Here is a 20,679-nt window from a genome sequence, read left to right as displayed (position 1 = left end):
TCGCCTCCGGCATCAGGGTGCCTCGGAGTTCTCAGTGGTCTCGGAGTCCTGGGAGTTCTGGGAGTTCTGGGAGTTCTCAGCGTTCTCGGAGGTCCCGGCATCCGAGGCATCCTCGGGATTCTCCGTGTCCTCCTCGTCGGCCGGAGCGTCCTCGGCCCGGCTCTCGTCGCCGGTCGCCTCGTCGGTCTCCCCGTCCACCGGGGGCACCAGACCCGCCTGCTGCTCGGGGTCCCCATCGCCCCCTGCCTCCGGCGCTGCTCCCGACGCCGCCTCCTCCGGAGAGTCGGCCTCGGCGGGCCACGGCTCGCCGACGAGCTCGACCGACCCGTCCGGCGACACCAGCAGCCGGGCCGGGTCCTCCACCGGGATCATGCCCAGCTCGGCCGCCTTCTCGGCCAGCGTTCCCGGCGCCTCCAGCTCCGCCACCTGTTGCCGCAGCAGCTCGGTGTCCTCGGTGAGCGAGGCGACCTCGGCATGCAGGTCGCTGAGTTCGTAGGAGTCCGAGGCCGCCGAGGTGGACAGCCACAGCGTGCCGATCAGCCCCGCGCTGAGCAGCGCCATCACCAGCAGCACGAAGGGCGCTCTCGGTGCGGAGCCCGGCCGTCTCCTGGGCAGCACGGCCGAGAGGCGTCGACGACGGCCCCGGCGGGCCGTCTGGATGCTGGTCGCCGTCCTGCTGCGACCCGCTCGGCCGGGGGTCCGCATTCCCGTGCTCATCCCGACGCCTCCTTGATCCGCTCGGCGGCCCGCAGCCGCACCGAGGCGGCTCTCGGGTTGGCCGCCACCTCGTCCTCGCTCGCCTGTTCTCCTCGCCGGACCAGCAGCCTCAACTCCGGTCCGTGGCCGGGAAGTTCGACGGGCAGCCCCTCGGGGCTGGTGGACCGGGATCGTCCGACCAGCGCCTGCTTGACGATGCGGTCCTCCAGGGAGTGGTACGAGAGCACCACCACCCGCCCGCCCGTCCGCAGCGCGTCGACGGCGGCGGGGACGGCCCTGCCCAGCACGTCCAGTTCGGTGTTGACCTCGATCCGCAGCGCCTGGAAGGTGCGCTTCGCGGGGTGGCCGCCGGTGCGGCGCGTCGCGGCGGGCACCGAGTCGTAGATCAGCTCCACCAGCCTGCCGCTGGTGACGAACGGTGCCTTGGCCCGCTCGCGGACGACGGCGGCGGCGATCCGGGAGGCGAAGCGCTCCTCGCCGTAGACGCGCAGCACCCTGGCCAGATCTCGGGTGGCGTACTCGTTGAGCACGTCGGCGGCGGTCGGCCCGGTCTCCGGGTTCATCCGCATGTCCAGCGGCGAGTCCTGCGCGTAGGCGAAGCCTCGTTCTGTCTCGTCGAGCTGCATCGAGGAGACGCCGAGATCGAACAGCACGCCGTCGACTCTCGGGATGCCCAGGCCCGCCAGTGCCTCGGGAAGCTCGTCGTAGACCGCCTGCACCAGCCTGGCTCGGTCACCGAAGCCTGCGAGCCGTTCGCCCGCCAGGCGAAGAGCGTGCGGGTCCCGATCGAGACCGACGACGGTGAGGCTCGGATACGCGGTCAGGAATGCCTCGGTGTGCCCACCGAGCCCCAGCGTGGCGTCGACGAGGACCGGTTGATCGCCGGACAGCGCGGGCCCGAGCAGTTCCAATGTCCGATCGAGCAGGACCGGCACGTGTCGGGCCCGGCCGTCCGCTCTCGACGGCGTGTTCTTCTCTGTCATGGTGGCCCCCTCCCACGGTGGCGCGACTGCGAACTGAGATGAATTGTCGCGTGATCACCAGGGCGGATACCGTCAGGTCCCCGCCCGCCCGCCTGCCCTGACACCGGGGAAGGTGTGCCAGGACCGTGGACCGAGCGGACCGAGGCCTCACAGCATCCGAACCGCGCTCACCGCTGTGCCGTGCGGAGGACGCCGCACCGCGGAGGACTTCCTCCGGCTCAGAAGACTCCCGGAAGCACCTCCTCCCGAGCCTGCGCGTAGCCGTCCTCGTGATCGTCCAGGTATCGCTCCCACGCCGAGGCGTCCCAGATCTCCAGCCTGCTGATCGCGCCGATGACGACACAGTCCTTGGTCAGGCCCGCATAACGCCGCAGGTCCGGGGTGATCGAGATCCGCCCCTGCCCGTCCGGCCGCTGCTCGTCGGTTCCCGCGAACAGGTACCGCTGGTACGCGCGGACCGACTCGTTGGTGAAGGGTGCCTGCGCGACCTTGTGCGCCATCTCCTCGAAGACCGCGCGCGGGAAGACGAAGAGGCAGTGATCCTGTCCCTTGGTAATCATCAGCCCCCCTGCCAGCGCGTCGCGAAACCGGGCAGGAAGCGTCAACCTGCCTTTGTCGTCGAGTCGGGGAGTGTGTGTGCCGAGGAACATCGCGCGCCACCTCCCCCACCGATCCGACGAGATCGGCGACAGGGCCCCCGTCTGCCCCACCGGCGGCCACATTACCCCACCATGCACCACAGTCAACGCGAAACGAGCGCGCCCCGGCTCGATCGTGTCGACGTTTTGCCTGTTGAGAGGGGTGCGCCCTGAGGTGGGGCGTGGTGGGGCGCCCCGGAGCACCGTGACGGGCCTCCCCCGCAACCACCCGATCGCGCGAGGCGTTTCTGCGGGCGTCGAGGCGAGATCGGACACCGCCCGGCCGGGCTCGCCCGGCGATCGGGAGCGAAGTGGGTGACGGTGGAACGACCGCCGGCGAGCAACGCGGCCAGTGCCCAGGGCGTCACTCCTGCCGCAAAGGATCTTCAACCGCCATGGGGGATCGCACCGAGGTTTGACAGACTGAGTGCGACGCTGCTCGCCGCTCGGTGCACGACCGACAGACTGACGTCGGCACACACCGTCGACCGACGTGACGCACTCCGGTCATCGCCCTCCGTGCCTCGCCAGAACCCCAGAGGTCCACCGGCTGCGGCGGCACCGAACAGCACAGGAGGTCGTGTGACGTCGAGTATTCATCCCACCGCGCCACCCGCGGCGCAGCATGGTGAGCCGCCCGAGGCCCGGCCGACCGCAGGTCTCGGCGAGGTGCAGCAGGTCGCGGGCGCCATCTCGGCCAATGTGGAACGGGTGCTGGTCGGCAAGCCGGAGGTGGTGCGCACGGCGATGGTGACGCTGCTCGCCGAGGGACACCTCCTCGTCGAAGACGTGCCGGGAGTGGGAAAGACCTCCCTCGCCAAGGCGCTGGGCAAGTCGATCGACTGCACGGTCAGCCGCATCCAGTTCACCCCGGACCTCCTGCCGAGCGACATCACCGGCGTCTCCATCTACAACCGGCAGAACTCCGAGTTCGAGTTCCGCCCCGGACCGGTCTTCGCCAACATCGTCGTGGGCGACGAGATCAATCGAGCCTCGCCCAAGACCCAGTCGGCGCTGCTGGAGTGCATGGCCGAGCATCAGGTGACCGTCGACGGCAAGACCTATCCGCTCGGCGCGCCCTTCATGGTGGTGGCGACCCAGAACCCGGTCGAGATGGAGGGCACCTACGCCCTTCCCGAGGCACAGCGAGACCGCTTCACCGCTCGGGTCTCCATCGGCTACCCCGACCCGCAGGCCGAGCTGGCGATGGTCGACGAGCACTCCGGCCACGACCCGATGGCCGACCTGCGGCCGGTCTCCACCGCCGCCCACGTCCTCGAACTCGTCAAGGCGGTCCGAGGAGTCCACCTGGCCACCGAGGTCCGGCGCTATGCCGTCGAGCTCGTGTCCGCCAGCAGACGACTTCCCGAGCTACGGCTGGGTGCCTCGCCGAGGGCGACCCTGCATCTGGTCAAGGCGGCTCGGGCACAGGCCGCCCTACTGGGCAGGGACTTCGTCGTCCCGGACGACGTGCAGGCGGTGGCGATCCCCGTCCTCGCTCATCGACTGGTGCTCACCGCCGAGGCCCATGCCGCGCGGCGGACGTCGTCCGAGCTGGTGCGAGCGCTGTTGCACCGCGTCCCCGTTCCGCAGGGCGGCGGTCCCGTGCCACCGGGCGGCGGTCCGCCGCGCGGCGCACAACCCGGCGAGTGGCCCACACCCGGGCAGCACGTCTGATTCCTGCCGGGAGTGATCCCGACGGGCCACCGATGTCACGATGTCGAGTTCGAGGCGGACGATGCGCAGGGCACTGGCAGGACTGACCACCCGAGGGCGCTGCCTGCTGGCGGCGGGGATCGCGGCGGCGTTGTGCGCGCTGGTGCTCAACGAGCGCGACCTTGCCAGGGTCGCGCTCTTCACCATCGCGCTGCCGTTGATCGCCGCCGGGGTGGCGAGCCGGTCGAGCAGCGGGGTGGCGGTGGAGCGGCTGATCGTCCCCACCCGCGTGCAGGCAGGCCACTCGGCCGAGGTCCGGCTGCGAGTATGGGGTCGGGGCAGGCTGCGCGCCGGATCGCTGCTGTTGGAGGACTCGGTCCCCTATGCCGTCGGTGAGCGGCCCCGTTTTCTCACTCCTCGGCCGCATCAGCGCAGACCGCTGTTGCTGAGCTATCGGATCAGGCCGTCGACACGCGGCTTCCACCGCGTGGGACCGCTGCTGCTGAAGGTCACCGACAGCTTCGGCCTCGCCGAGTTCGACCGAGAGACCGCAGGCACGTCCTCGGTGATCGTGGTCCCGACGGTGCAGACGCTGCACGGCGTGCCGGGCGGTTCCGGGCTGGGCGCAGGCGAGGACGGCTCGATCCGGCTGCGCTCCGGGCAGGGCGAGGACGACGCCATCGTCCGGCCGTATCGCCAGGGCGATGATCTGCGGAAGGTACACTGGAAGTCGACGGCACGACGCGACGAGCTGATGGTGCGGGTCGAGGACCGCCCGTGGCGGGGCGGGACGACCGTCCTGCTCGACACGAGATCGGCGGCGCATCGGGGAATGGGCCCGACGTCCAGTCTGGAATGGGCGATCTCGTTCGCGGCCAGCGTGTGCGTGCACCTGCACCGCTTCAGCCACCAGGTCCGGCTGTGCACCGATGACGGACAGGTGTTGGCGGGCGGGTCCGGCGACGGCGGGCACGGGGACTCACGGGTGCTCGACGCGCTCGCCATGCTCGCCCCGTCCCACCGCCGTGACCTGCGATGGACGAGCGATCCTGGTGCGGGCCAGGAGACCTTCGCCGTGCTCGGCGCGGTCACGCCCGGCGCCGCGGAGGAGCTGGCTCGGCATCGACCGAGGGGACTGCGCAGCGCGGCGGTGCTGGTGGACGTGCGCGCGTGGGCCGGTTCGGATCAGCCTGCCGCACCCGATCCGGCACCCGCTGCGGCGTTACTGCGGGCGGCGGGCTGGTCGGTCGTCGTCGCCCGACCCGACCAGGTGATGAGCGCGATCTGGGCGGAGCTGTGTCGGGCGGACCTGCAACGCGGTGCGGCCGTCTACGCAGGCGATCACGGGAGGAACGCATGAGCGTGTCGTGGACGGCACGGGAGCAGGACTCCGCGACCGCGGCCGTCGCGGGTGGAGCGGTGATCTGCGCCGCCACGGCCATCGCAGGCGTGGTCGCGCCGATGAGCTGGCTGCTGTTCGCCGTCGTGGCCGTCGTGGCGATCGTCAGCGCGGGCATCCTGCTGCGCACGCTTCAGGTTCCCGCGCCGCTGGTGGTGGCGTGTCAGTTCATCGTGCTGGTCTTCCTCATCACCGCCGTCTTCAGCAGGCAGGGCGTCCTCATGGTCCTGCCTGGGCCGGAGGCGGTGGACGACCTTCAGTCGCTGCTCATGCAGGCCACCTCCGAGGTGCGGATCGGCATTCCGCCGATCGAGACCACGGCCGCGATCACCGCCGTGCTGGTGGCGGCGCTCGGTCTGGTGGCGATCCTGGTGGACCTGCTCGCGGTGTCGGTCAAGGCTCCCGCCGCCGCAGGGCTCGTGCTGCTCACCGTGTTCGCGGTGCCCGCGTCACTGGCACCGGAGATGCTGCCGTGGTGGACCTTCGTCCTCGGCGCCGTCGGATTCGCGACCCTGCTCGCGGTGGACGGCAGGCTCAAGGCCCTGGGCTGGCGGCGGGCGGGCGGGTCGGGCTCCGGACGGACCGAGCCGGGGCGGTCTCCCATGGTGGCGATCACCGCCGCAGCGGCCGTGCTGGCGCTGGGCATGGGCTCGACGCTGACGTTCATCGGCACCGACGGCAGGCTGCCCGGCACCGGCGGCGGGACCCAGGGCATCGGGTTCCAGCCCTTCACCTCGCTGCGCGGCCAGTTGAACCAGAGCGACGTGGAGCTGTTCCGGGTGCGGGGCCTGGAGGATCCCCGGTATCTACGGCTGTTCACGCTCGACCAGTACGTCGCGGGCGAGGGCTGGGAGATGGGGCCGCTGCAGGACGGCGGGCCTGCGGAGGGCGCGCTGCCGCTGCCGGTCGGCACGCCGATCCCGTCCGACATCACCAGTGTGCAGATCGAACCGACGAACTTCGAGGACCCGTGGCTGCCGGTCTACGGGACGCCGACCGCGCTGCGCGGCGTGGACGACAGCTGGCGGTACGACGAGCGCAGCGGCACCGTCTACGGCGATCGTCAGATCGCCGAGCCCTACACCGTGGAGACCTCCCTCGCCACGCCTAGCTTCGCCGAGCTCCAGGCCGCACCCGACCCGGTCGACGTCGATCCGGTGTATCTGAACATCGAGGGCATTCCCGACGAGGTGATCGCCCTGGCAGGCGAGATCACCGCAGGCGCGCCCACCGCCGCGGACCGGGCCAAGGCGCTCAACGACTTCTTCACCGAGCCGGAGAACGGCTTCACCTACAGCCTCGAGACCGAGCAGGGCAGCCATTCCGACGCGTTGAGCGACTTCCTGCTCGATTCCAGGACCGGCTACTGCGAGCAGTTCTCCTCGGCGATGGCCGCCCTGCTGCGGACCGTCGGAGTGCCCTCCCGGGTGGCCCTCGGTTTCACCGGCGGTTACAACGCGGGCGAGTACCGGGTCATCGGCACCCGAGAGGCCCACGCGTGGGTGGAGGCCTACTTCCAGGACATCGGCTGGGTGACCTTCGAACCGACGCCCTCCGACGGCCGGATGATCACTCCGAACTACCTGAACGAGGACCTGCCCGACCAGGTCGACACGCCGACGCCGACTGAGGACACGGCGCCCGCGGAGACGACCACGACGAGCACCTCCACCACCGACGACGCCACCTCGCAGGACCTGAGCCTGGGCGGCGGCGCCACGCCGAGCAAGGGCGCCCCGCCCGGCGCCCTGTGGATCTGGACGGCGGCGGCGCTGCTCGCGATGCTGGGAGCGGCGGTGCTGTCGTGGCTCGGTGGACGATCCGTCCCGTCGGGCCGGACGGGTCGAGCCGGTCCGCCGGACGCCGACGGCACACTCCGCCTGCGGATGCTGTTGCTCGCCGTTGCGCTCGCCGCCGCGCTGCCGTGGCTGTGGTGGCTGCTGCTCCCCGCCGGACCGGCCGGGTGGTGGTGGCTGCCACTGGTGCCGCTGGCGGCGGTCTGCGGCCTGCTGGGCCCCTCCTTCCTGCGGTCTCGACAGCGCACCGCCCGGTTCCGCACGATCTCGGCGCTCGGCCCGGGTGCGGCGAGCGCCGCCTGGCGCGAACTGCTGGCCGAGGCGGGCGATCGGGGCACCGACGTCAGCCCGAGCGAGACGGTGCGAACCACGGCGGGCAGGCTGATCCGGCAGTTCTCGCTCGATCCTCGCGGAGCCCACGCCCTCGGCACGCTGGTCTCCGAGGTCGAACGTGACTGGTACGGGCAGGCTGGACAGGTCGATCCCACACTGCCTGCGGCCATGCACACCGTCGCGCAGAGCCTGCGACAGACCGCACCGATGTCGTGGACGGCGCGACTGCTGCCCCGCTCGGTGCTGCGTCCCAGAACCGGGCGGGCCTGAGCCTGCGAGGCACGCACGGGCACACCGGGCGCGGTCCGACCGGCGGACTCGCGGGGGTCGGGCGGCCTGCCTGGATCGCCGGAAGAGACGTCGATCCGGGCGGGCCGCCGTCGAGTCCGGCCGAACGGGGGCTCAAGGCCGAGTGACTGCGTCCGACGTCGGCAGGATCGAGGCCGGACAGATCGGCGGGCTGCGGGCCTCGGCCGCCGACGGCGATCAGAGTGGCGGGCGCGCAGGGTGTGACACGTCGGCCGGGACACAACGCGGGTGGAACGGAATCCCGTACCACCATGAGGACTCGGCGCCTGCGCCGAGGGGCCCTTTGATCCCGCGGGCATCCGCCGAACCGAGCCGAGGGCAGCCGACCGGATCACCACGAGAACGGCGAGTCGACCGGCTCCGACGGCACGGACGCTGTCACGGAGACGAGACGGGGGTCCTGCCACAGGCCGGAGCAGCCGGACGCCACGAGCCGCCCCGCAGGAGACCTGAGGGCGTCGACGGCGAGCTAGGGGGTCACGGGCATCGCGGGGAACTCGACGACACCACGAGCACCGAGGGCCGAACACCGGCGCAGGGCGCGAGAGACGCGGTCCGCGCCTTCGGCCTGCGGTCAGGCCGAAGCCGCCGACCAGGCGGGAGCGAGGCCGCCCCCAGCCTGACGAGACCCGGAACGTCGGTATCGCGGTCGACCGCGAGCGACGTCTCGGATCGCGGTCCCGATCACCGCCCTCACCGGGAGGGACGGTGATCGGAACGCGTGATCAGCGATCACCGTCCATGCGCCTGCGGAATCGCTCCTCCATACGTTGCGAGAAGGAGCTCCTCGGACGGCGCGACGGCGGTGCCGCACTCTCTTCCGCAGTCTCGCCCTGAGACTCCTCGCCCTCCGCCGGTGTGGAACGGAGAGCCATCAGCATCAGGGCGACACCACCGAACATGAGCAGAAAGCCGAGCACGCTGATGATCGGGATGTCCGCCACACGCACCGGCAGGACCACCCCCAGCACCAGCATGACGAGACCGACCACCAGCAGCGCGATGCCTTGCAGGCGGCGACGCCTGGCGGGCTTGCGCAGTCGTGCTCCACGCACGCTGGAGGCGAACTTCGGGTCCTCGGCATAGAGCGCGCGCTCGATCTGGTCGAGCAGTCGCTGCTCGTGCTCGGAGAGTGGCATTGCTCCTCCTCCGGCACTGGGGTCGCGGGCACCGGATGGTCTCGTGGCCTTAGACCCCGGTGGACACCTCACGTGGGGTGTCATCCCTAAGGATACGAGGCACAGCACGCCTCGACTACCCGGTCTGGGCACCCGAGCGTTTTCATATGCCACGAACTCGGCCCGGATCGAGCGAAGTTCGAGGTTTGAACCGGGGTGAGCAGGCATTTCCCGTTCTCAGGGTGTGATCGACTCGACTCTGGATTCGACGGTGCCCTCGTCTCGTCGGCCGAGCGCGTGCAGCCTGGTCGCCGTCGCGAGCAGTGCGGGGTGTCCGACGGCCGCCCGCTCCAGCTCGGTCAGCGTCTCCCCCGTCGCGAGGGAGGTCTGCAGGACGGTGCCCGGAACCAGGTCGGACAGCACCCCGTCGCCCTGCACCGTCTCGACGGCCAGCCCCGCCTCGCTCAGCAGGGCCGACAGTCCTGCGGCGTCGAAACGCCGCAGCAGCGGGTCCCGGTTGTGGGTCCCGTCCCGAGAGCCCAGCCGCCCCGCCGGGTCGGTCAACAACTCCCGCGCCTCGTCCAGCCTGCCCGCGAGCGTGCGATGGATCACGGCCGCATAGCGGTTGGACACCAGGACCGAGACCGCTCCACCGGGCACGAGCACGGCCGCGAGCGACCGAAGGGCCGCGGCCGGGTCTTCGACGAACTCCAGCACGTCGTGGCCGAGCACGAGGTCGACGTCGGCCGACGGGACGAGGTCGCCGAGCGTCTCGATGTCGCCCTGCACGCCGAGCACGCGCTCGGCGACGCCCGCGTCGGCGGCTCGGCGGCGCAGCGTCGCCAAGGCGTCCGGGCTGGAGTCGATCACCGTGACGGCGCAGCCGGACGCCGCGATGGGCACCGCCCACACTCCGGTGCCGCCGCCGACGTCCAGGACACGAGGGGCGCGCGGAGCACGGCCCGCCTGCCGGGCTCGCGCGGCGGCGAGTTCGGCGATCAGAACGCGGTGGACGGCCTCGGAACGCATGGCGCAGAGCCTAACGGCCCTGCGTGCGCACCTCGGCGTGGACGCGACCCCGCGCGGCAGCGGCCGTCCGGAGATCGAAGAGCACCCGCGCACTGGCCGGCCCACTGGCCACTGCCCGTAGGCTGCACCCGTGCATACCGTGGCAGTCCTCAGCCTGAAAGGTGGTGTGGGCAAGACGACCGTCGCGCTGGGACTGGCTTCGGCAGCCATGCGACGCGGCTTGCGCACCCTGGTCGTCGACCTCGACCCGCAGTGCAATGCGACGTCGGCGCTGGAACCCGAGGACGCCGAGGCGGACCTCGCCGACGTCCTGGCCGAACCGAGTCCCTCCGTGCTGGCCTCGGCCGTCGTGCCCAGCGGCTGGGGTGAGGACGTCCATGTGCTCGTCGGCTCCGAGGACGCCGAGCTGCACAACACGCCCGACCCCAGCCTGAAACGACTGTCGACCCTGTCGCGGGTCCTCGGTGCCGTCAACGAGCTGAACATCGCCCAGGAACGGCCTTTCCAGCTCGTCTTACTCGACTGTCCCCCTTCGCTGGGCAGGCTGACCCGATCCGCACTGGTCGCCGCGCATCGCGCGCTGCTGGTCGCCGAGCCGACGATGTTCGCGGTCTCCGGCGTGCAGCGTGCCTTCGAGGCCGTGCAGACCGAGCGTGACGAGAACAATCCCGAGCTCCAGCCGCTGGGCGTCGTGGTCAATCGCGTCCGGCCGCGTTCGCACGAACACCAGTTCCGGATCAACGAGCTGCGGGAGATCTTCGGCCCGCTGGTGATGCCGGTCGTGCTGCCGGATCGGCTCGCCGTGCAGCAGGCGCAGGGCGCGTGCATGCCGATCCATCAGTGGGGCACTCCCGGCGCCCGTGAGGTCTCCCTGGCCTTCAATCTGCTGCTGGCCAGGGTCCTGCGGGCAGGTCGGGGCCGCCGGACCCGGGCGCGTGCCGAGGAGGACTCGGAGGCGGGCTGAGTCTCGACCTCCGGGCACGGGGGACGTGTCCTCGCCGACGGTGCGGCTCACCGGGTGTCTGCCACGCAGGCCGTCGGCACGCTACCGCCGCCGCAGGCCCGAGCGCGCGCTTCGGGTCTCGGCCTGACAAGGGCCCGGTTCTCCCGGCGGACGAGACGACGTCGACATCGCCAGGTCTTGGGGCGTCTTTCTGACGGAGTGGTGACCGCCGGTCCGATGCCGCGCCTGCCGTCCTGGCGACGGGCAGACATCTGAAGCCGCCCCGTGCACCGGAACGGCCGAGGAGGCGACGAGCGTGCGGGCACCCTCCGGCGCGCTCAGCCACCCCGCCCCAGTCGTCTCGACAACCTGCTCAGCAGCGGGTAGAGCACCACGACGAGCAGCGAGCCCCACACGACGCCGCCCAGCTCGACGCCGCCGATCACGAAGGTGAGATCACCGATGCCCGCCATCAGCGCCGCGGCGGCGACGAGCAGATTCACCGGGTCGCCGAGGTCCACTCGGTTGTCCACCCAGATCCGAACGCCCACCAGTCCGATCAGACCGAAGAGGACCATCGTCGCGCCGCCGAGGACCCCGAGCGGCATCGTCAGGATCAAGGCGCCGAACTTGGGCGACAGCGACAACAGGACGGCGATCAGGGCGGCGATCACGTACGCCGCCGTGGAGTAGACCTTCGTCACCGCCATGACGCCGATGTTCTCGGCGTAGGTCGTCGTCGCGGATCCACCGCCCGCGCCTGCCATGGCGGTGGCCAGCCCGTTGCCGATCAGCGCGTCCCCGACACTGCCGTCCAGGTCTCGACCGGTGACGGCCGCGACGGCCTTGACGTGGCCGACGGTCTCGGCGACCACGACCAGGATCACCGGCAGCACGAGCAGCGTCGTCGAGGGCGACACCATCGGCGAGGTCAGTTCGGGAAGGCCGATCCAGGGCGCCTCGACGAGGCGGACGACGGCCTCCCGGTCGACACCGTCGACCACCAGGGCCACCGCCCAGCCGACGAGGACCCCGAGCAGCACGGACAGCCGCGCAGGCAGCCCACGGCCCAGAATCGCGATGCCGATGATGCTCAGCAGGGTGATCAGCGCGACGGCAGGCTGGGCGCCGACGTCCTCGGCGGCCATCGGCGCCAGCGTGAAGCCGATCAGGATCACGACGGCACCGGTGACCACCGGAGGCATCAGCGAGTCCAGCAGCCTGGCGCCCAGCGCCTTCACCGCGATGCCCACCATGACCAGGAGCAGCCCGGCGACCAGCACACCGCCGAGCAGTACGGCCGGCCCGGCGCCGTCGGCCTGCGCGGCGCTCAACGGCGCGACGAACGCGAAGGACGAGCCGAGATAGCTGGGCACCCGATTCCGGGTGACGAGCAGGAACAGGAGCGTGCCGAGCCCGGAGAACAGAAACGTGGTGGTGACGGGGAACCCGGTCTGTAGCGGCACCAACACCGTGGCGCCGAACATCGCGAAGACATGTTGTAACCCGAAACCGATCGTCACCGGCCAGCTGAGCCGCTCATCGGCCGCGACGGCGACCCCGTCTCGTACCGAGCGACCGCCGCCGCGGACAGCCCACAGCGCCAACTACCTCACCCCCGACAGGTGCTGTAGTGGGCGATCCTGCCACGGGTTGTAGCCAACAACGGCAGATAACTATCCGATATCACTCGGATGTACGAAGAAAGCAGGCTTTTTCGGCCAGAATGCCGAAAATATGTTACGGAAAGTAACAGGCAGTGTGTCCGGATCCCACGGCTCCGCCGCGAGAACACGCTGCCCGCCCGGAGCGAACCACCCGAGCGTGACCGGGTCGGCGCCGGTGCCGATCAGTCACCGGATCGCCGTCGCTTTTCGCCTATGCAGTCGGGTCCGTCGACACGGATCGTCCCGCGAACCCGGCCGGTCCGGCCCTCGACACGGGTCGCGACCGTCGCTTCGGAAAATCCGCCGGCCCCGCTTCCGCACAGTCCGCGTCACCGGGCACGCTCCACCCGCTCCGGGGCACGAGCCGGGGGCTGGCACGGTTCCGGCCAGGCTCGTCACGGCCCTGGGTTCGTCACAGCCCCTGGCTCGTCACGCCCCGGCTTCGTCTCACAGCCCCGGTCCACGCGACAGCTCGCGCAGCGCGGCCGCCAGTCCCGCCAGCCGGTCGGAGGCGTCGGTGAGCGCGGCCTGCGGCTCGGCAGCCGAGGCCGAGGCCGCCACGGCCCGCCCTGCGGCCGCCACGAGCCTGCCGTAGCCGTCGACGCTCTCGTCAAGCTGCTCGGCCAGCCGCCGGATCTCCGGCGCGAGCCCCGCCCGCTCAGCGGGCGGGGCCGCCTCAGCGGCCCGTTCCACCACCTGCAGGCGCTCCGCGCCGTCCCGCACGGCCGAGGCCGCGTCGGCGGCGGTCAGGCGGGTCTGCACCACCGAGTCCAGCGGAACGCCCGATGCGGGATCGCTCAGCCGGTCCAGCAGTTCGCGAAGACTCTCCTCCGCTGCGGTGAGCCGCTGAATCGGCGCCCGAGCCGCCGAGGAGACCGGCGGCAGCTCCGGCGGCGGTGCGGCGGCCGCAGGCAGCGGCGTCCGATACAGCCGATTGACGCGGATGGCGGAGGAGACCGACGAGGCAGAGGCCGCGACGGCGACACCGCCCAGCACCACCTCGCCGAACTCGATCCCCGGATCGCTTCCGATCAGAAACGCCCCGGCCCCGGCAAGCGCGGCCAGCCCGACGCGAAACCCCAGGCCACGCTTCGCGCGCTTCCGGCGTCGCTCCGCCTTGGCCCGTGGATCACGCCAGGTGGAGACGCCCCGACGCACCTCGTCGGCCAGCTCGATACCGAGCCGGCCGACCGAGGACGCGTGCCTGGCCCAGTCACGCTTGTCGATGGCCATCGTCGTCGGTGACTCAGGCCTGGCCCGGCTGCTGCTGACCCGGCTGCTGGACGGCCTGCGTCGCAGGCGTGGGAGCAGCCTGTCCGCTGGTCACCTCGCCCGCAGCGCCGCCGCCCCGCATCGAGGCGCGGATCTGCTCCAGACGCGAGGAACCGGCCATGTCCATGGTCGACTGCTGAACCTCCAGCATCCGGCCCTGCACCGAGTTCTTCGCCAGCTCCGTCTGCCCCATGGCCGTCGCGTAGCGCTTCTCGATCTTGTCCCGCACCTCGTCGAGGCTCGGGGTGTTCTTGGGCGCGGCCAGCTCGCTCATGCTCTGCAACGAGCTGGAGACCTGCTCCTGCATCTTCGCCTGCTCAAGCTGGCTGAGCAGCTTGGTGCGCTCGGCGATCTTCTGCTGGAGCTGCATCGAGTTGCGCTCGACGGCCTGCTTGGCCTCGCCCGCGGCCTGGATCGCCGAGTCGTGGAGGCTCTTGAGGTCCTCGATCTCCTGCTCCGCGCTGACGAGCTGAGCCGCGAAGGCCTGCGCGCTGTTCTCGTACTGTGTCGCCTTCTCCGCGTCCCCCTTGACCATGGCGTCCTCCGCCATGACCAGCGCCTGCCGCGCCGAGGCCTGAAGCTTCTCGACGTCGCCCAGACGCCGATTGAGCTTCATCTCCAACTGGCGCTGATTACCGATGACGGCTGCGGCCTGCTGGGACAAAGCCTGGTGCTGCCGCTGTGCCTCCTCGATGGCCTGCTGGATCTGCACCTTGGGGTCGGCATGCTCGTCGATCTTCGACGAGAACGCCGCCATCAGGTACTTCCAAGCTTTCACGAACGGGTTGGCCATCTCCTCCGCCTGCCTTCTCTAACCACTCGGACATCACCTTGACCGCTTCCGAGCACTGACCCGGTTCCGATTCCCATTACATCGTGTCAGGTGTGCTCAACGGCTTCCACCGCCCCCGGTAGATATCAGGGCAGTCCCTGAGTGGGCGGGGAGCCGTGATCCGGCAGTCGCCGCACCTCGACCAGCCCCTCCCGTAAGCCTTGCAACCGTTCGGCGAGCTCCACCGAAGCCCCCGACCGGTCCGCCATCGCAGGCCTGGACACGGCGTCGAGATCAGGAGGGGAGGTGGTCGACGCGGAGCGAGTCGACTCCGCCGCCGAATTCGGGGACACGACGCTCTCAGCCTCGCCGACCCATTCGCGCACCTCCGACACCGCAGCCTCCAGTCCCGACACCGTGCCGTGCATCCTGGCGAGCAGCGCGTCTCGGGTGGCCCGTCGCCGTCGATCCGACTCCAGTGTCTGGTCCACCGAGCGCACGGCGTCGAGCAGTTCGGCGCGGTCCGCCTCGGCGCCGGACTCCGCCGAGGCGACGAGCCTGGCCCGCCCCGCCGACAGTTCCGGCGACGGCACGGAGGCGATGGCCTCGTCGAGCATGGCCACCCGGCCCTCGGTCTCCCGCAGCTCGGCGGCCACGGCCTCGGCGTCGGCTCGGACGCCGGACAGCTCGGGACGCGACCGCGTCAGCTGCTCGATGCGCTCCACGGCCTTGTCGCCGCGCGCACGCCACTGGCGGGCCGGACTCTCCAAGGTCGAGCGCTCGGCGTCGGACTGCCTGCCCGCGACCGCCTGCCGCCTGGCATGGGCGACGAGCAGCACGAGGACGGCGATCACAACCAGCGCCGCCACCGCGACGATCGTCGTCAACACCGCTGCTCCCCCGTTTCCACCGACGGCGCCTGCCACGTCGGTGCTCCGGCGCACTACCTGGGGACGATTCTAGGGAATGGCGGGACGTCCGGGGCGAAGTCGCCTCACGCCGCCACCACCACCTTATTGGTGATCTGCATCGTCGAGCCGAGGCGCGCACGCCCCCGCACGGGCTGAACACGAAGATCCGAGCCGATCATCGAGGGCACCAGCCTGCCGCCCTCGATCTCCCCGGTGCCGGGTCCGGCCGAACGCTCGGCAGCCGTCGACGCCCCGGCCTGGACGGGCACCGTCTCGGAGCCCAGTTCACCCCGGATGTCGGTGGCCACGTCGTCGAGGAGCCTGGCGAGCTCCAGTTCCAGGGCGTGACAGATCGCGGCAAGGAGCTCACTGGAGGCCTCCTTGCGCCCCCGCTCGACCTCGGAGAGATATCCCAGGCTCACCCGGGCAATGCGCGACACCTCGCGAAGCGTTCGACGTTGCGCGGTGCGCTCGTGGCGCAGCCGCTCGCCGATAGCCTCCCGCAGCAAGACGGCCATCCTGTGTCTCCTTCCACCGTGAGACCACCGTACCGAGCCTGGCAGGCACCGTCAGCGACTCTTCTCCCACGTCCGCCCACGGCGAACGAGTGACCACGCCGAGATGTTCCCGACGTTCGCTTCGGCGAACTGGCCGTGGGCCCCCTGGCGATCAGCCGACGTCCTCCGTCATCGCCTCGGCCAGCAGGCCGAGGGCCAGCTCGGCGGCGCCGATCCGGACCGTGGCCCGGTCGCCGTCGAGCCGGGCCGAGCGCACCAGCCGACGTGTCGGACCGCACACGGCCACATGCACCGTCCCGGGGACCACGCCGTCCTGCGCCGAGGGCCCCGCGACCCCGGTGAGGCCCACTCCCCAGTCCGCGCGACAGCGCTGCCGGGCCCCGTCGGCCAGCTGAGCAGCCACGTCGGGGTGCACCGCGCCGTGCTCGGCGAGCAGCGCCGGATCGACGGAGGCCAGTTCCGACTTGAGGTCTGTGGCGTAGACCACCAGGCCGCCTCGGAACACCTCGCTCACACCGTCGAGCCCGGTGATCACCGCGCTGACCAACCCGCCGGTCAGCGACTCCGCGACCGCGAAGGTCTCGCGGCGGCCGCGCAGCATCGCCACGCAGCGTCGCAACGCATCGGTGCGGACGACCGCCTCGAATGCGGCGGCGGCTGCCTCCCCGACGATCGAGTCCGCGGGCGCGAGGTCCGGCCTCGCCGCCGCTCCGGTTCCGCCGGGCGTAGGGCGCTCCGAGATCCCCCCGGCCGGTGTCGGGACCGCTGTTCGTGGGCGTGCCGACGTGTCAGCCGAGGTCACGGAGCTCCCGCGATCGCCCGACGTCCCCTGGCCCGCAGCCGCACCGCCCGCACCACGTAGTCGATCCCGGTGGCCAGCGTCAGCCCGACCGCCACGGCCATCACCGTGCCTGCCGCGAAGGCGAATCCGTCCGGCAGCGGCAGCAGGAAGAGCACGATCGCCACGATCTGCGCGATCGTCTTGGCCTTGCCGCCTCGGCTGGCCGGGATGACGCCGTGGCGGATCACCCAGAACCGGAGCAGGGTGACCCCCAGCTCGCGCGCAAGGATCACGACGGTGACCCACCAGGGCAGCTCGCCGAGGATGCTGAGTCCGATCAGCGCGGAGCCAATGAGGGTCTTGTCCGCGATCGGATCGGCGATCTTGCCGAAGTCGGTGATGAGCCCGCGCTTGCGGGCCAGGTCGCCGTCCAGGCGGTCGGTCGCGGCGGCCAGCAGGAAGATCCCGGTCGCCACCAGCCGCCAGGTGGTGCTCTCGCCGCCGTCGTCCAGCAGCGCGAAGAGGAACACCGGCACGAGCAGGAGACGGAAGACCGTCAGCGCGTTGGCGACGTTGACGACCGGAACCGGGGTCGGCGTCGGTTCGACGGTGTCGTCGGCGGCGGCGGTCACGACTCCTGCCCTCCCGGCCCCGAATCCACCGGCTCCACGATGAGGTCCACGCCCTCGGACCCGATCACCCTGGCCCGGACGAGATCACCGACCTTCAACCCCTCGGACTCGCTGAAGATGCACTCCCCGTCCACCTCGGGACCCTGGTGCGCGGCACGACCCGCACAGTCCTCGTCCTCGGTCTCGACTCGTTCCACCAACACGGTGACCTCCTCGCCGACGCGTTCCTCCGCGCGCTGCGCGGTCAGCTCCTCCACCAGCGAGGAGACCCTGGCGACCCGCTCCGCGATCACGTCGGCGTCGACCTTGCCGTCGAAGTCCGCCGCCTCGGTGCCGTCCTCGTCCGAGTAACCGAAGACGCCCACCACGTCGAGCCGAGCCCTGGTGAGGAAGTCCTCCAGTTCAGCGACGTCCGCCTCGGTCTCCCCCGGGAACCCGACGATCACATTGCTCCGCAGGCCCGCTTCCGGGGCCTTGGCGCGGATCTGATCGATGAGGGCGAGGAAGGACTCGGTGGAGCCGAACCGGCGCATCCTACGGAGCACCGTCTCACTGGAATGCTGGAAGGACAGGTCGAAGTAGGGGGCGACACCCGGCGTCGTGGCGATGGCGTCGATCAGCCCCGGCCGGGTCTCGGCGGGCTGAAGGTAGGAGACCCGCACCCGGTCGACGCCGGGGACGGCGGCGAGCCGGGGAACCAGCTTCTCCAGCGCTCGCAGATCGCCGAGGTCCTTGCCGTAGGAGGTGGAGTTCTCGCTCACCAGGAACAGCTCGCGAACTCCCTGTTCGGCCAGCCAGGCCGCCTCGCCGAGGATCTCCTCGGCCGTGCGGGACACGAAGGCGCCTCGGAAGGAGGGGATCGCGCAGAAGGTGCAGCGACGATCACAACCGGAGGCGAGCTTGAGCGGGGCCACCGGGGCGTCGTCCAGCCTGCGCCGCAGGACCGTCGGCCCCCAGGCGTGGCCGGGAACCGTGACGTCCTCGGCGGCGGTGGGCCGCTGGACCGGGGAGATCGGCAGCAGCAGCCTGCGGTCGGTGGGGGTATGCGAGGCCAGGGATCGCCCGGCGAGGACGTCGTCGAGTCGTTCGGCCACGGCCGGGTAGTGGTCGAAGCCCAGTACGGCGTCGGCCTCGGGAAGCTGATCGGCCAGCTCGACGCCGTAGCGCTCGGCCATGCAGCCGACGGCGACGACCTTCGCGCCCGTGTCGGCGGCGGCCAGCAGCGTGTCCACCGAGTCCTTCTTCGCCGACTCGATGAAGCCGCAGGTGTTGACCATGACGACGTCCGGCTGCTGCGGGCCGTCGGTCTCGACCAGGTCCCAGCCGTCGGCCGAGAGCCGGCCGGCCAGCTCTTCGGAGTCCACCTCGTTTCGAGAGCATCCGAGGGTGACCATGGCGACGCGGCGAGCGGCAGGTGGTGGCGGCACGGCACAAGGGTAACGGCCGACACCAGACCGCCATGACCTCACGGGGCCCTGATGCGCTCGACCAGGCGCCACACGCTGGTGGAGGGGTTCCGCGTGTGGTGCGGCGTGTCGCGCTCGGCGGCCTTGGCGCGGCGGACCGCGTCGTCGACGCCCTCGGCGAAATCGGCGAGGCTCACCGTGCTCTTCTCGTAACGCGGCAGGTGCCGCCGGAGTTCCCGGATCGTCGCGTCGGCGTCGCGCAGCCAGGCGGTCCGCTCCTGGAAGTGCAGCAGGAGCCAGAACTCGAAGTCGAGTCGGGTCTTGCGTCGCCGAGTTCTACGGTAGAAGAAGCAGCCGTTGATCAACCGATGCACCAGATCGCCTCGTTGATCAGCTCCGCGCGCTGGGACGCTGACACCTGCGACCACCACCATTCGAGCTCGTCCAGCGCCCGGTCGGGTTGATCTCAACGGGTGAGGTGGCAGTCTCGATCGGGGTCGGACTGCGGCGCGCCGGGCTAGTGTTCTCGTCGTGTCACAGCAGCCAGTGGTTCTCGTCCGTCGCGCCAGGATCGCCGACGTCCGTCCCATCAAGACGCTGGTGGACGCGTACGCGGGGAAGGTCCTGCTGACCAAGGAGCTGGTGACGCTGTACGAGAGCGTCCAGGAGTTCTGGGTCGCCGAGGTGGACGGCGAGGTCGTGGGCTGCGGCGCGCTGCACGTGCTGTGGGAGGACCTCGCCGAGATCAGGACCGTGGCGGTCGCGCCGTCGGCGCTGGGCCGGGGCGTCGGCCACCGGGTCGTGGCGCGGCTGGTCGAGGCGGCGGTGGAGTTGGGGCTGGCCCGGATCTTCGTCCTGACCTTCGAGACGGAGTTCTTCGGCAGGCACGGCTTCGTGGAGATCGACGGCACCCCGGTCTCTCCCGAGGTCTACGAGGAGATGCGGCGCTCGCTGGACGAGGGGGTCGCGGAGTTCCTTGACCTGCCCTATGCCAAGCCCAACACCCTCGGAAACAGTCGAATGCTGTTGACACTGCCGTCGTGAATCACCCGATCGGCCGTTGACTCATTCCAATGCGGACTATCCGTCACGATGGGTCGTCGTTATTCCGTACCCCCCTAGGCATTCGACCCCAGTCCGCACCCCCTGTTCATCCGCGCTTTCGAGCCGGGCTCCTGGCTTTACCAAGACCGAACAGTTAGAAATCTTCTACCAGCATCTCGACCTGCTAGGAGATTTCGTGACAACCACCCTGCGCCGCACCGTCAAGGCCGCCTTCGCCTCGGTCCTGGCCGCCGCCGCCGTCTTCCTCGGCACCGGAACCGCGAACGCCGCCCTGCCGCCCGCCGAACTCCAGGCCTTCACGGACAATCAGGTCTTCAGCGTCTCGCTCGGCCAGTTCGTCACCACCCGAGGACAGGCGCCGCACTCGGATCAGCTCGACTGGTCGTCCGACGGGTGTTCCTGGTCGCCCGACCAGCCGTTCGGATACGAATTCCTCAACTCCTGCCACCGGCACGACTTCGGTTACCGGAACTACAAGCTGCAGGGCCGGTTCACCGAGGCGAACCGACTGCGTATCGACGACAAATTCCGGTCCGACATGTATTCGGTCTGCGGCGGCGGATGGACGTGTGAGCGCACCGCAGACGTCTATTACTACGCGGTCCGGAACTTCGGCGGCTCCGGCACCACGGCCGACGCCCTGAGCAAGGTCGAGACCCAGGCGCAGCTGGTCAGCGGCCGCTGATCACCCGGCGGGCTGGTGCGCGTCCTGGGGCCCGCACCAGCCTCTCGGT

General features: G+C 70.7%; 20 protein-coding genes. 6 read left to right on the top strand and 14 right to left on the bottom strand.

Annotated features, from left to right (window positions below; genetic code table 11):
• Positions 1-12 precede the first annotated feature (12 nt).
• From UA74_RS31680 to mraZ, 3 genes are all read right to left on the bottom strand, one after another.
• Positions 13-717 (bottom strand): ICP22 family protein, encoded by a 705-nt coding sequence (locus UA74_RS31680; protein ID WP_157434082.1) that lies wholly within the window; start codon positions 715-717, stop codon positions 13-15.
• Complete coding sequence (rsmH, locus tag UA74_RS09680) at positions 714-1,700, bottom strand: 16S rRNA (cytosine(1402)-N(4))-methyltransferase RsmH (protein ID WP_075739956.1); 987 nt, start codon at positions 1,698-1,700, stop codon at positions 714-716. The genes UA74_RS31680 and rsmH overlap by 4 nt, the downstream gene beginning before the upstream one ends.
• A 218-nt stretch (positions 1,701-1,918) precedes the next feature.
• Positions 1,919-2,350, bottom strand: coding sequence for a division/cell wall cluster transcriptional repressor MraZ (gene mraZ, locus UA74_RS09675; protein ID WP_075739955.1), 432 nt, complete (start codon positions 2,348-2,350; stop codon positions 1,919-1,921).
• Positions 2,351-2,920: 570 nt separating this feature from the next.
• Here mraZ and UA74_RS09665 point away from each other — a divergent pair.
• From UA74_RS09665 to UA74_RS09655, 3 genes are all read left to right on the top strand, one after another.
• Entirely contained in the window at positions 2,921-4,015 is a 1,095-nt protein-coding gene (locus UA74_RS09665) for an AAA family ATPase (protein WP_075739953.1), read from the top strand.
• A gap of 61 nt (positions 4,016-4,076) precedes the next feature.
• A complete protein-coding gene (locus UA74_RS09660; RefSeq protein ID WP_075739952.1) occupies positions 4,077-5,354 on the top strand; it encodes a DUF58 domain-containing protein in 1,278 nt (425 codons plus the stop codon).
• Positions 5,351-7,792 carry a transglutaminase family protein gene (locus UA74_RS09655; protein ID WP_075739951.1) on the top strand — a complete coding sequence of 814 codons (2,442 nt, stop codon included), beginning with the start codon at positions 5,351-5,353 and terminating at the stop codon, positions 7,790-7,792. Before UA74_RS09660 ends, UA74_RS09655 begins: the two co-directional genes overlap by 4 nt.
• A 764-nt stretch (positions 7,793-8,556) precedes the next feature.
• On the opposite strand, the gene UA74_RS09650 is transcribed toward UA74_RS09655, so the two are convergent.
• Both UA74_RS09650 and UA74_RS09645 read right to left on the bottom strand, forming a co-directional pair.
• Positions 8,557-8,970, bottom strand: a complete 414-nt coding sequence (locus UA74_RS09650; protein WP_075739950.1) for a DUF3040 domain-containing protein — start codon at positions 8,968-8,970, stop codon at positions 8,557-8,559.
• A 216-nt stretch (positions 8,971-9,186) separates the two neighbouring features.
• Positions 9,187-9,978 (bottom strand): class I SAM-dependent methyltransferase, encoded by a 792-nt coding sequence (locus tag UA74_RS09645; protein WP_075739949.1) that lies wholly within the window; start codon positions 9,976-9,978, stop codon positions 9,187-9,189.
• Positions 9,979-10,108: 130 nt separating this feature from the next.
• Between UA74_RS09645 and UA74_RS09640 the strand changes: the two genes are divergently transcribed.
• Positions 10,109-10,942 carry a ParA family protein gene (locus tag UA74_RS09640; RefSeq protein WP_075739948.1) on the top strand — a complete coding sequence of 278 codons (834 nt, stop codon included), beginning with the start codon at positions 10,109-10,111 and terminating at the stop codon, positions 10,940-10,942.
• A 317-nt stretch (positions 10,943-11,259) separates the two neighbouring features.
• Here the strand turns inward: UA74_RS09640 and UA74_RS09635 are convergent, their stop codons facing one another.
• From UA74_RS09635 to UA74_RS09595, 9 genes are all read right to left on the bottom strand, one after another.
• Complete coding sequence (locus tag UA74_RS09635; protein ID WP_075739947.1) at positions 11,260-12,528, bottom strand: uracil-xanthine permease family protein; 1,269 nt, start codon at positions 12,526-12,528, stop codon at positions 11,260-11,262.
• Positions 12,529-13,035: 507 nt separating this feature from the next.
• A complete protein-coding gene (pspM, locus tag UA74_RS09630) occupies positions 13,036-13,821 on the bottom strand; it encodes a phage shock envelope stress response protein PspM (RefSeq protein WP_075739946.1) in 786 nt (261 codons plus the stop codon).
• Positions 13,822-13,834: 13 nt separating this feature from the next.
• Positions 13,835-14,653 (bottom strand): PspA/IM30 family protein, encoded by an 819-nt coding sequence (locus UA74_RS09625; RefSeq protein ID WP_075739945.1) that lies wholly within the window; start codon positions 14,651-14,653, stop codon positions 13,835-13,837.
• A 125-nt stretch (positions 14,654-14,778) separates the two neighbouring features.
• Positions 14,779-15,522: a hypothetical protein gene (locus tag UA74_RS09620; protein ID WP_157434081.1), complete on the bottom strand. Its 744-nt coding sequence runs from the start codon at positions 15,520-15,522 to the stop codon at positions 14,779-14,781.
• A 104-nt stretch (positions 15,523-15,626) separates the two neighbouring features.
• On the bottom strand, positions 15,627-16,061 hold the full coding sequence (locus UA74_RS09615; protein WP_075739943.1) for a helix-turn-helix domain-containing protein: 435 nt from the start codon (positions 16,059-16,061) through the stop codon (positions 15,627-15,629).
• Positions 16,062-16,212: 151 nt separating this feature from the next.
• Entirely contained in the window at positions 16,213-16,662 is a 450-nt protein-coding gene (locus UA74_RS09610) for a CinA family protein (RefSeq protein ID WP_075743606.1), read from the bottom strand.
• Positions 16,663-16,859: 197 nt separating this feature from the next.
• Positions 16,860-17,474 (bottom strand): CDP-diacylglycerol--glycerol-3-phosphate 3-phosphatidyltransferase, encoded by a 615-nt coding sequence (gene pgsA / locus UA74_RS09605; RefSeq protein ID WP_075739942.1) that lies wholly within the window; start codon positions 17,472-17,474, stop codon positions 16,860-16,862.
• Positions 17,471-18,868, bottom strand: coding sequence for a 30S ribosomal protein S12 methylthiotransferase RimO (rimO, locus tag UA74_RS09600; protein ID WP_075739941.1), 1,398 nt, complete (start codon positions 18,866-18,868; stop codon positions 17,471-17,473). Before rimO ends, pgsA begins: the two co-directional genes overlap by 4 nt.
• A 71-nt stretch (positions 18,869-18,939) precedes the next feature.
• Positions 18,940-19,314, bottom strand: coding sequence for an RloB domain-containing protein (locus tag UA74_RS09595; protein ID WP_075739940.1), 375 nt, complete (start codon positions 19,312-19,314; stop codon positions 18,940-18,942).
• A 97-nt stretch (positions 19,315-19,411) separates the two neighbouring features.
• Here UA74_RS09595 and UA74_RS09590 point away from each other — a divergent pair, with 97 nt between their 5' ends.
• Both UA74_RS09590 and UA74_RS09585 read left to right on the top strand, forming a co-directional pair.
• On the top strand, positions 19,412-19,924 hold the full coding sequence (locus UA74_RS09590; RefSeq protein ID WP_075739939.1) for an amino-acid N-acetyltransferase: 513 nt from the start codon (positions 19,412-19,414) through the stop codon (positions 19,922-19,924).
• Between the two features lie 196 nt (positions 19,925-20,120).
• Complete coding sequence (locus UA74_RS09585; protein ID WP_198042976.1) at positions 20,121-20,630, top strand: phospholipase; 510 nt, start codon at positions 20,121-20,123, stop codon at positions 20,628-20,630.
• The last annotated feature ends 49 nt before the right edge of the window (positions 20,631-20,679 follow it).

It is taken from the genome of Actinoalloteichus fjordicus, from assembly GCF_001941625.1.
In the GTDB taxonomy this organism is placed as follows: domain Bacteria; phylum Actinomycetota; class Actinomycetes; order Mycobacteriales; family Pseudonocardiaceae; genus Actinoalloteichus_A; species Actinoalloteichus_A fjordicus.
Note: the sequence above shows the minus strand (reverse complement) of the source record. Positions and strands in the feature narration are given on the sequence as shown.

Bases quoted from the DNA above. Each gene is read 5' to 3' on its own strand.
- UA74_RS09660 (WP_075739952.1), top strand. From the start codon at position 4,077: ATGCGCAGGGCACTGGCAGGACTGACCACCCGAGGGCGCTGCCTGCTG.
- rsmH (WP_075739956.1), bottom strand. From the start codon at position 1,700: ATGACAGAGAAGAACACGCCGTCGAGAGCGGACGGCCGGGCCCGACAC.
- UA74_RS09650 (WP_075739950.1), bottom strand. From the start codon at position 8,970: ATGCCACTCTCCGAGCACGAGCAGCGACTGCTCGACCAGATCGAGCGC.
- UA74_RS09645 (WP_075739949.1), bottom strand. From the start codon at position 9,978: ATGCGTTCCGAGGCCGTCCACCGCGTTCTGATCGCCGAACTCGCCGCC.
- UA74_RS09625 (WP_075739945.1), bottom strand. From the start codon at position 14,653: ATGGCCAACCCGTTCGTGAAAGCTTGGAAGTACCTGATGGCGGCGTTC.
- mraZ (WP_075739955.1), bottom strand. From the start codon at position 2,350: ATGTTCCTCGGCACACACACTCCCCGACTCGACGACAAAGGCAGGTTG.
- pspM (WP_075739946.1), bottom strand. From the start codon at position 13,821: ATGGCCATCGACAAGCGTGACTGGGCCAGGCACGCGTCCTCGGTCGGC.
- UA74_RS09610 (WP_075743606.1), bottom strand. From the start codon at position 16,662: ATGCTGCGCGGCCGCCGCGAGACCTTCGCGGTCGCGGAGTCGCTGACC.
- UA74_RS09595 (WP_075739940.1), bottom strand. From the start codon at position 19,314: ATGGTGGTGGTCGCAGGTGTCAGCGTCCCAGCGCGCGGAGCTGATCAA.
- UA74_RS31680 (WP_157434082.1), bottom strand. From the start codon at position 717: ATGAGCACGGGAATGCGGACCCCCGGCCGAGCGGGTCGCAGCAGGACG.
- rimO (WP_075739941.1), bottom strand. From the start codon at position 18,868: ATGGTCACCCTCGGATGCTCTCGAAACGAGGTGGACTCCGAAGAGCTG.
- UA74_RS09655 (WP_075739951.1), top strand. From the start codon at position 5,351: ATGAGCGTGTCGTGGACGGCACGGGAGCAGGACTCCGCGACCGCGGCC.
- UA74_RS09615 (WP_075739943.1), bottom strand. From the start codon at position 16,061: ATGGCCGTCTTGCTGCGGGAGGCTATCGGCGAGCGGCTGCGCCACGAG.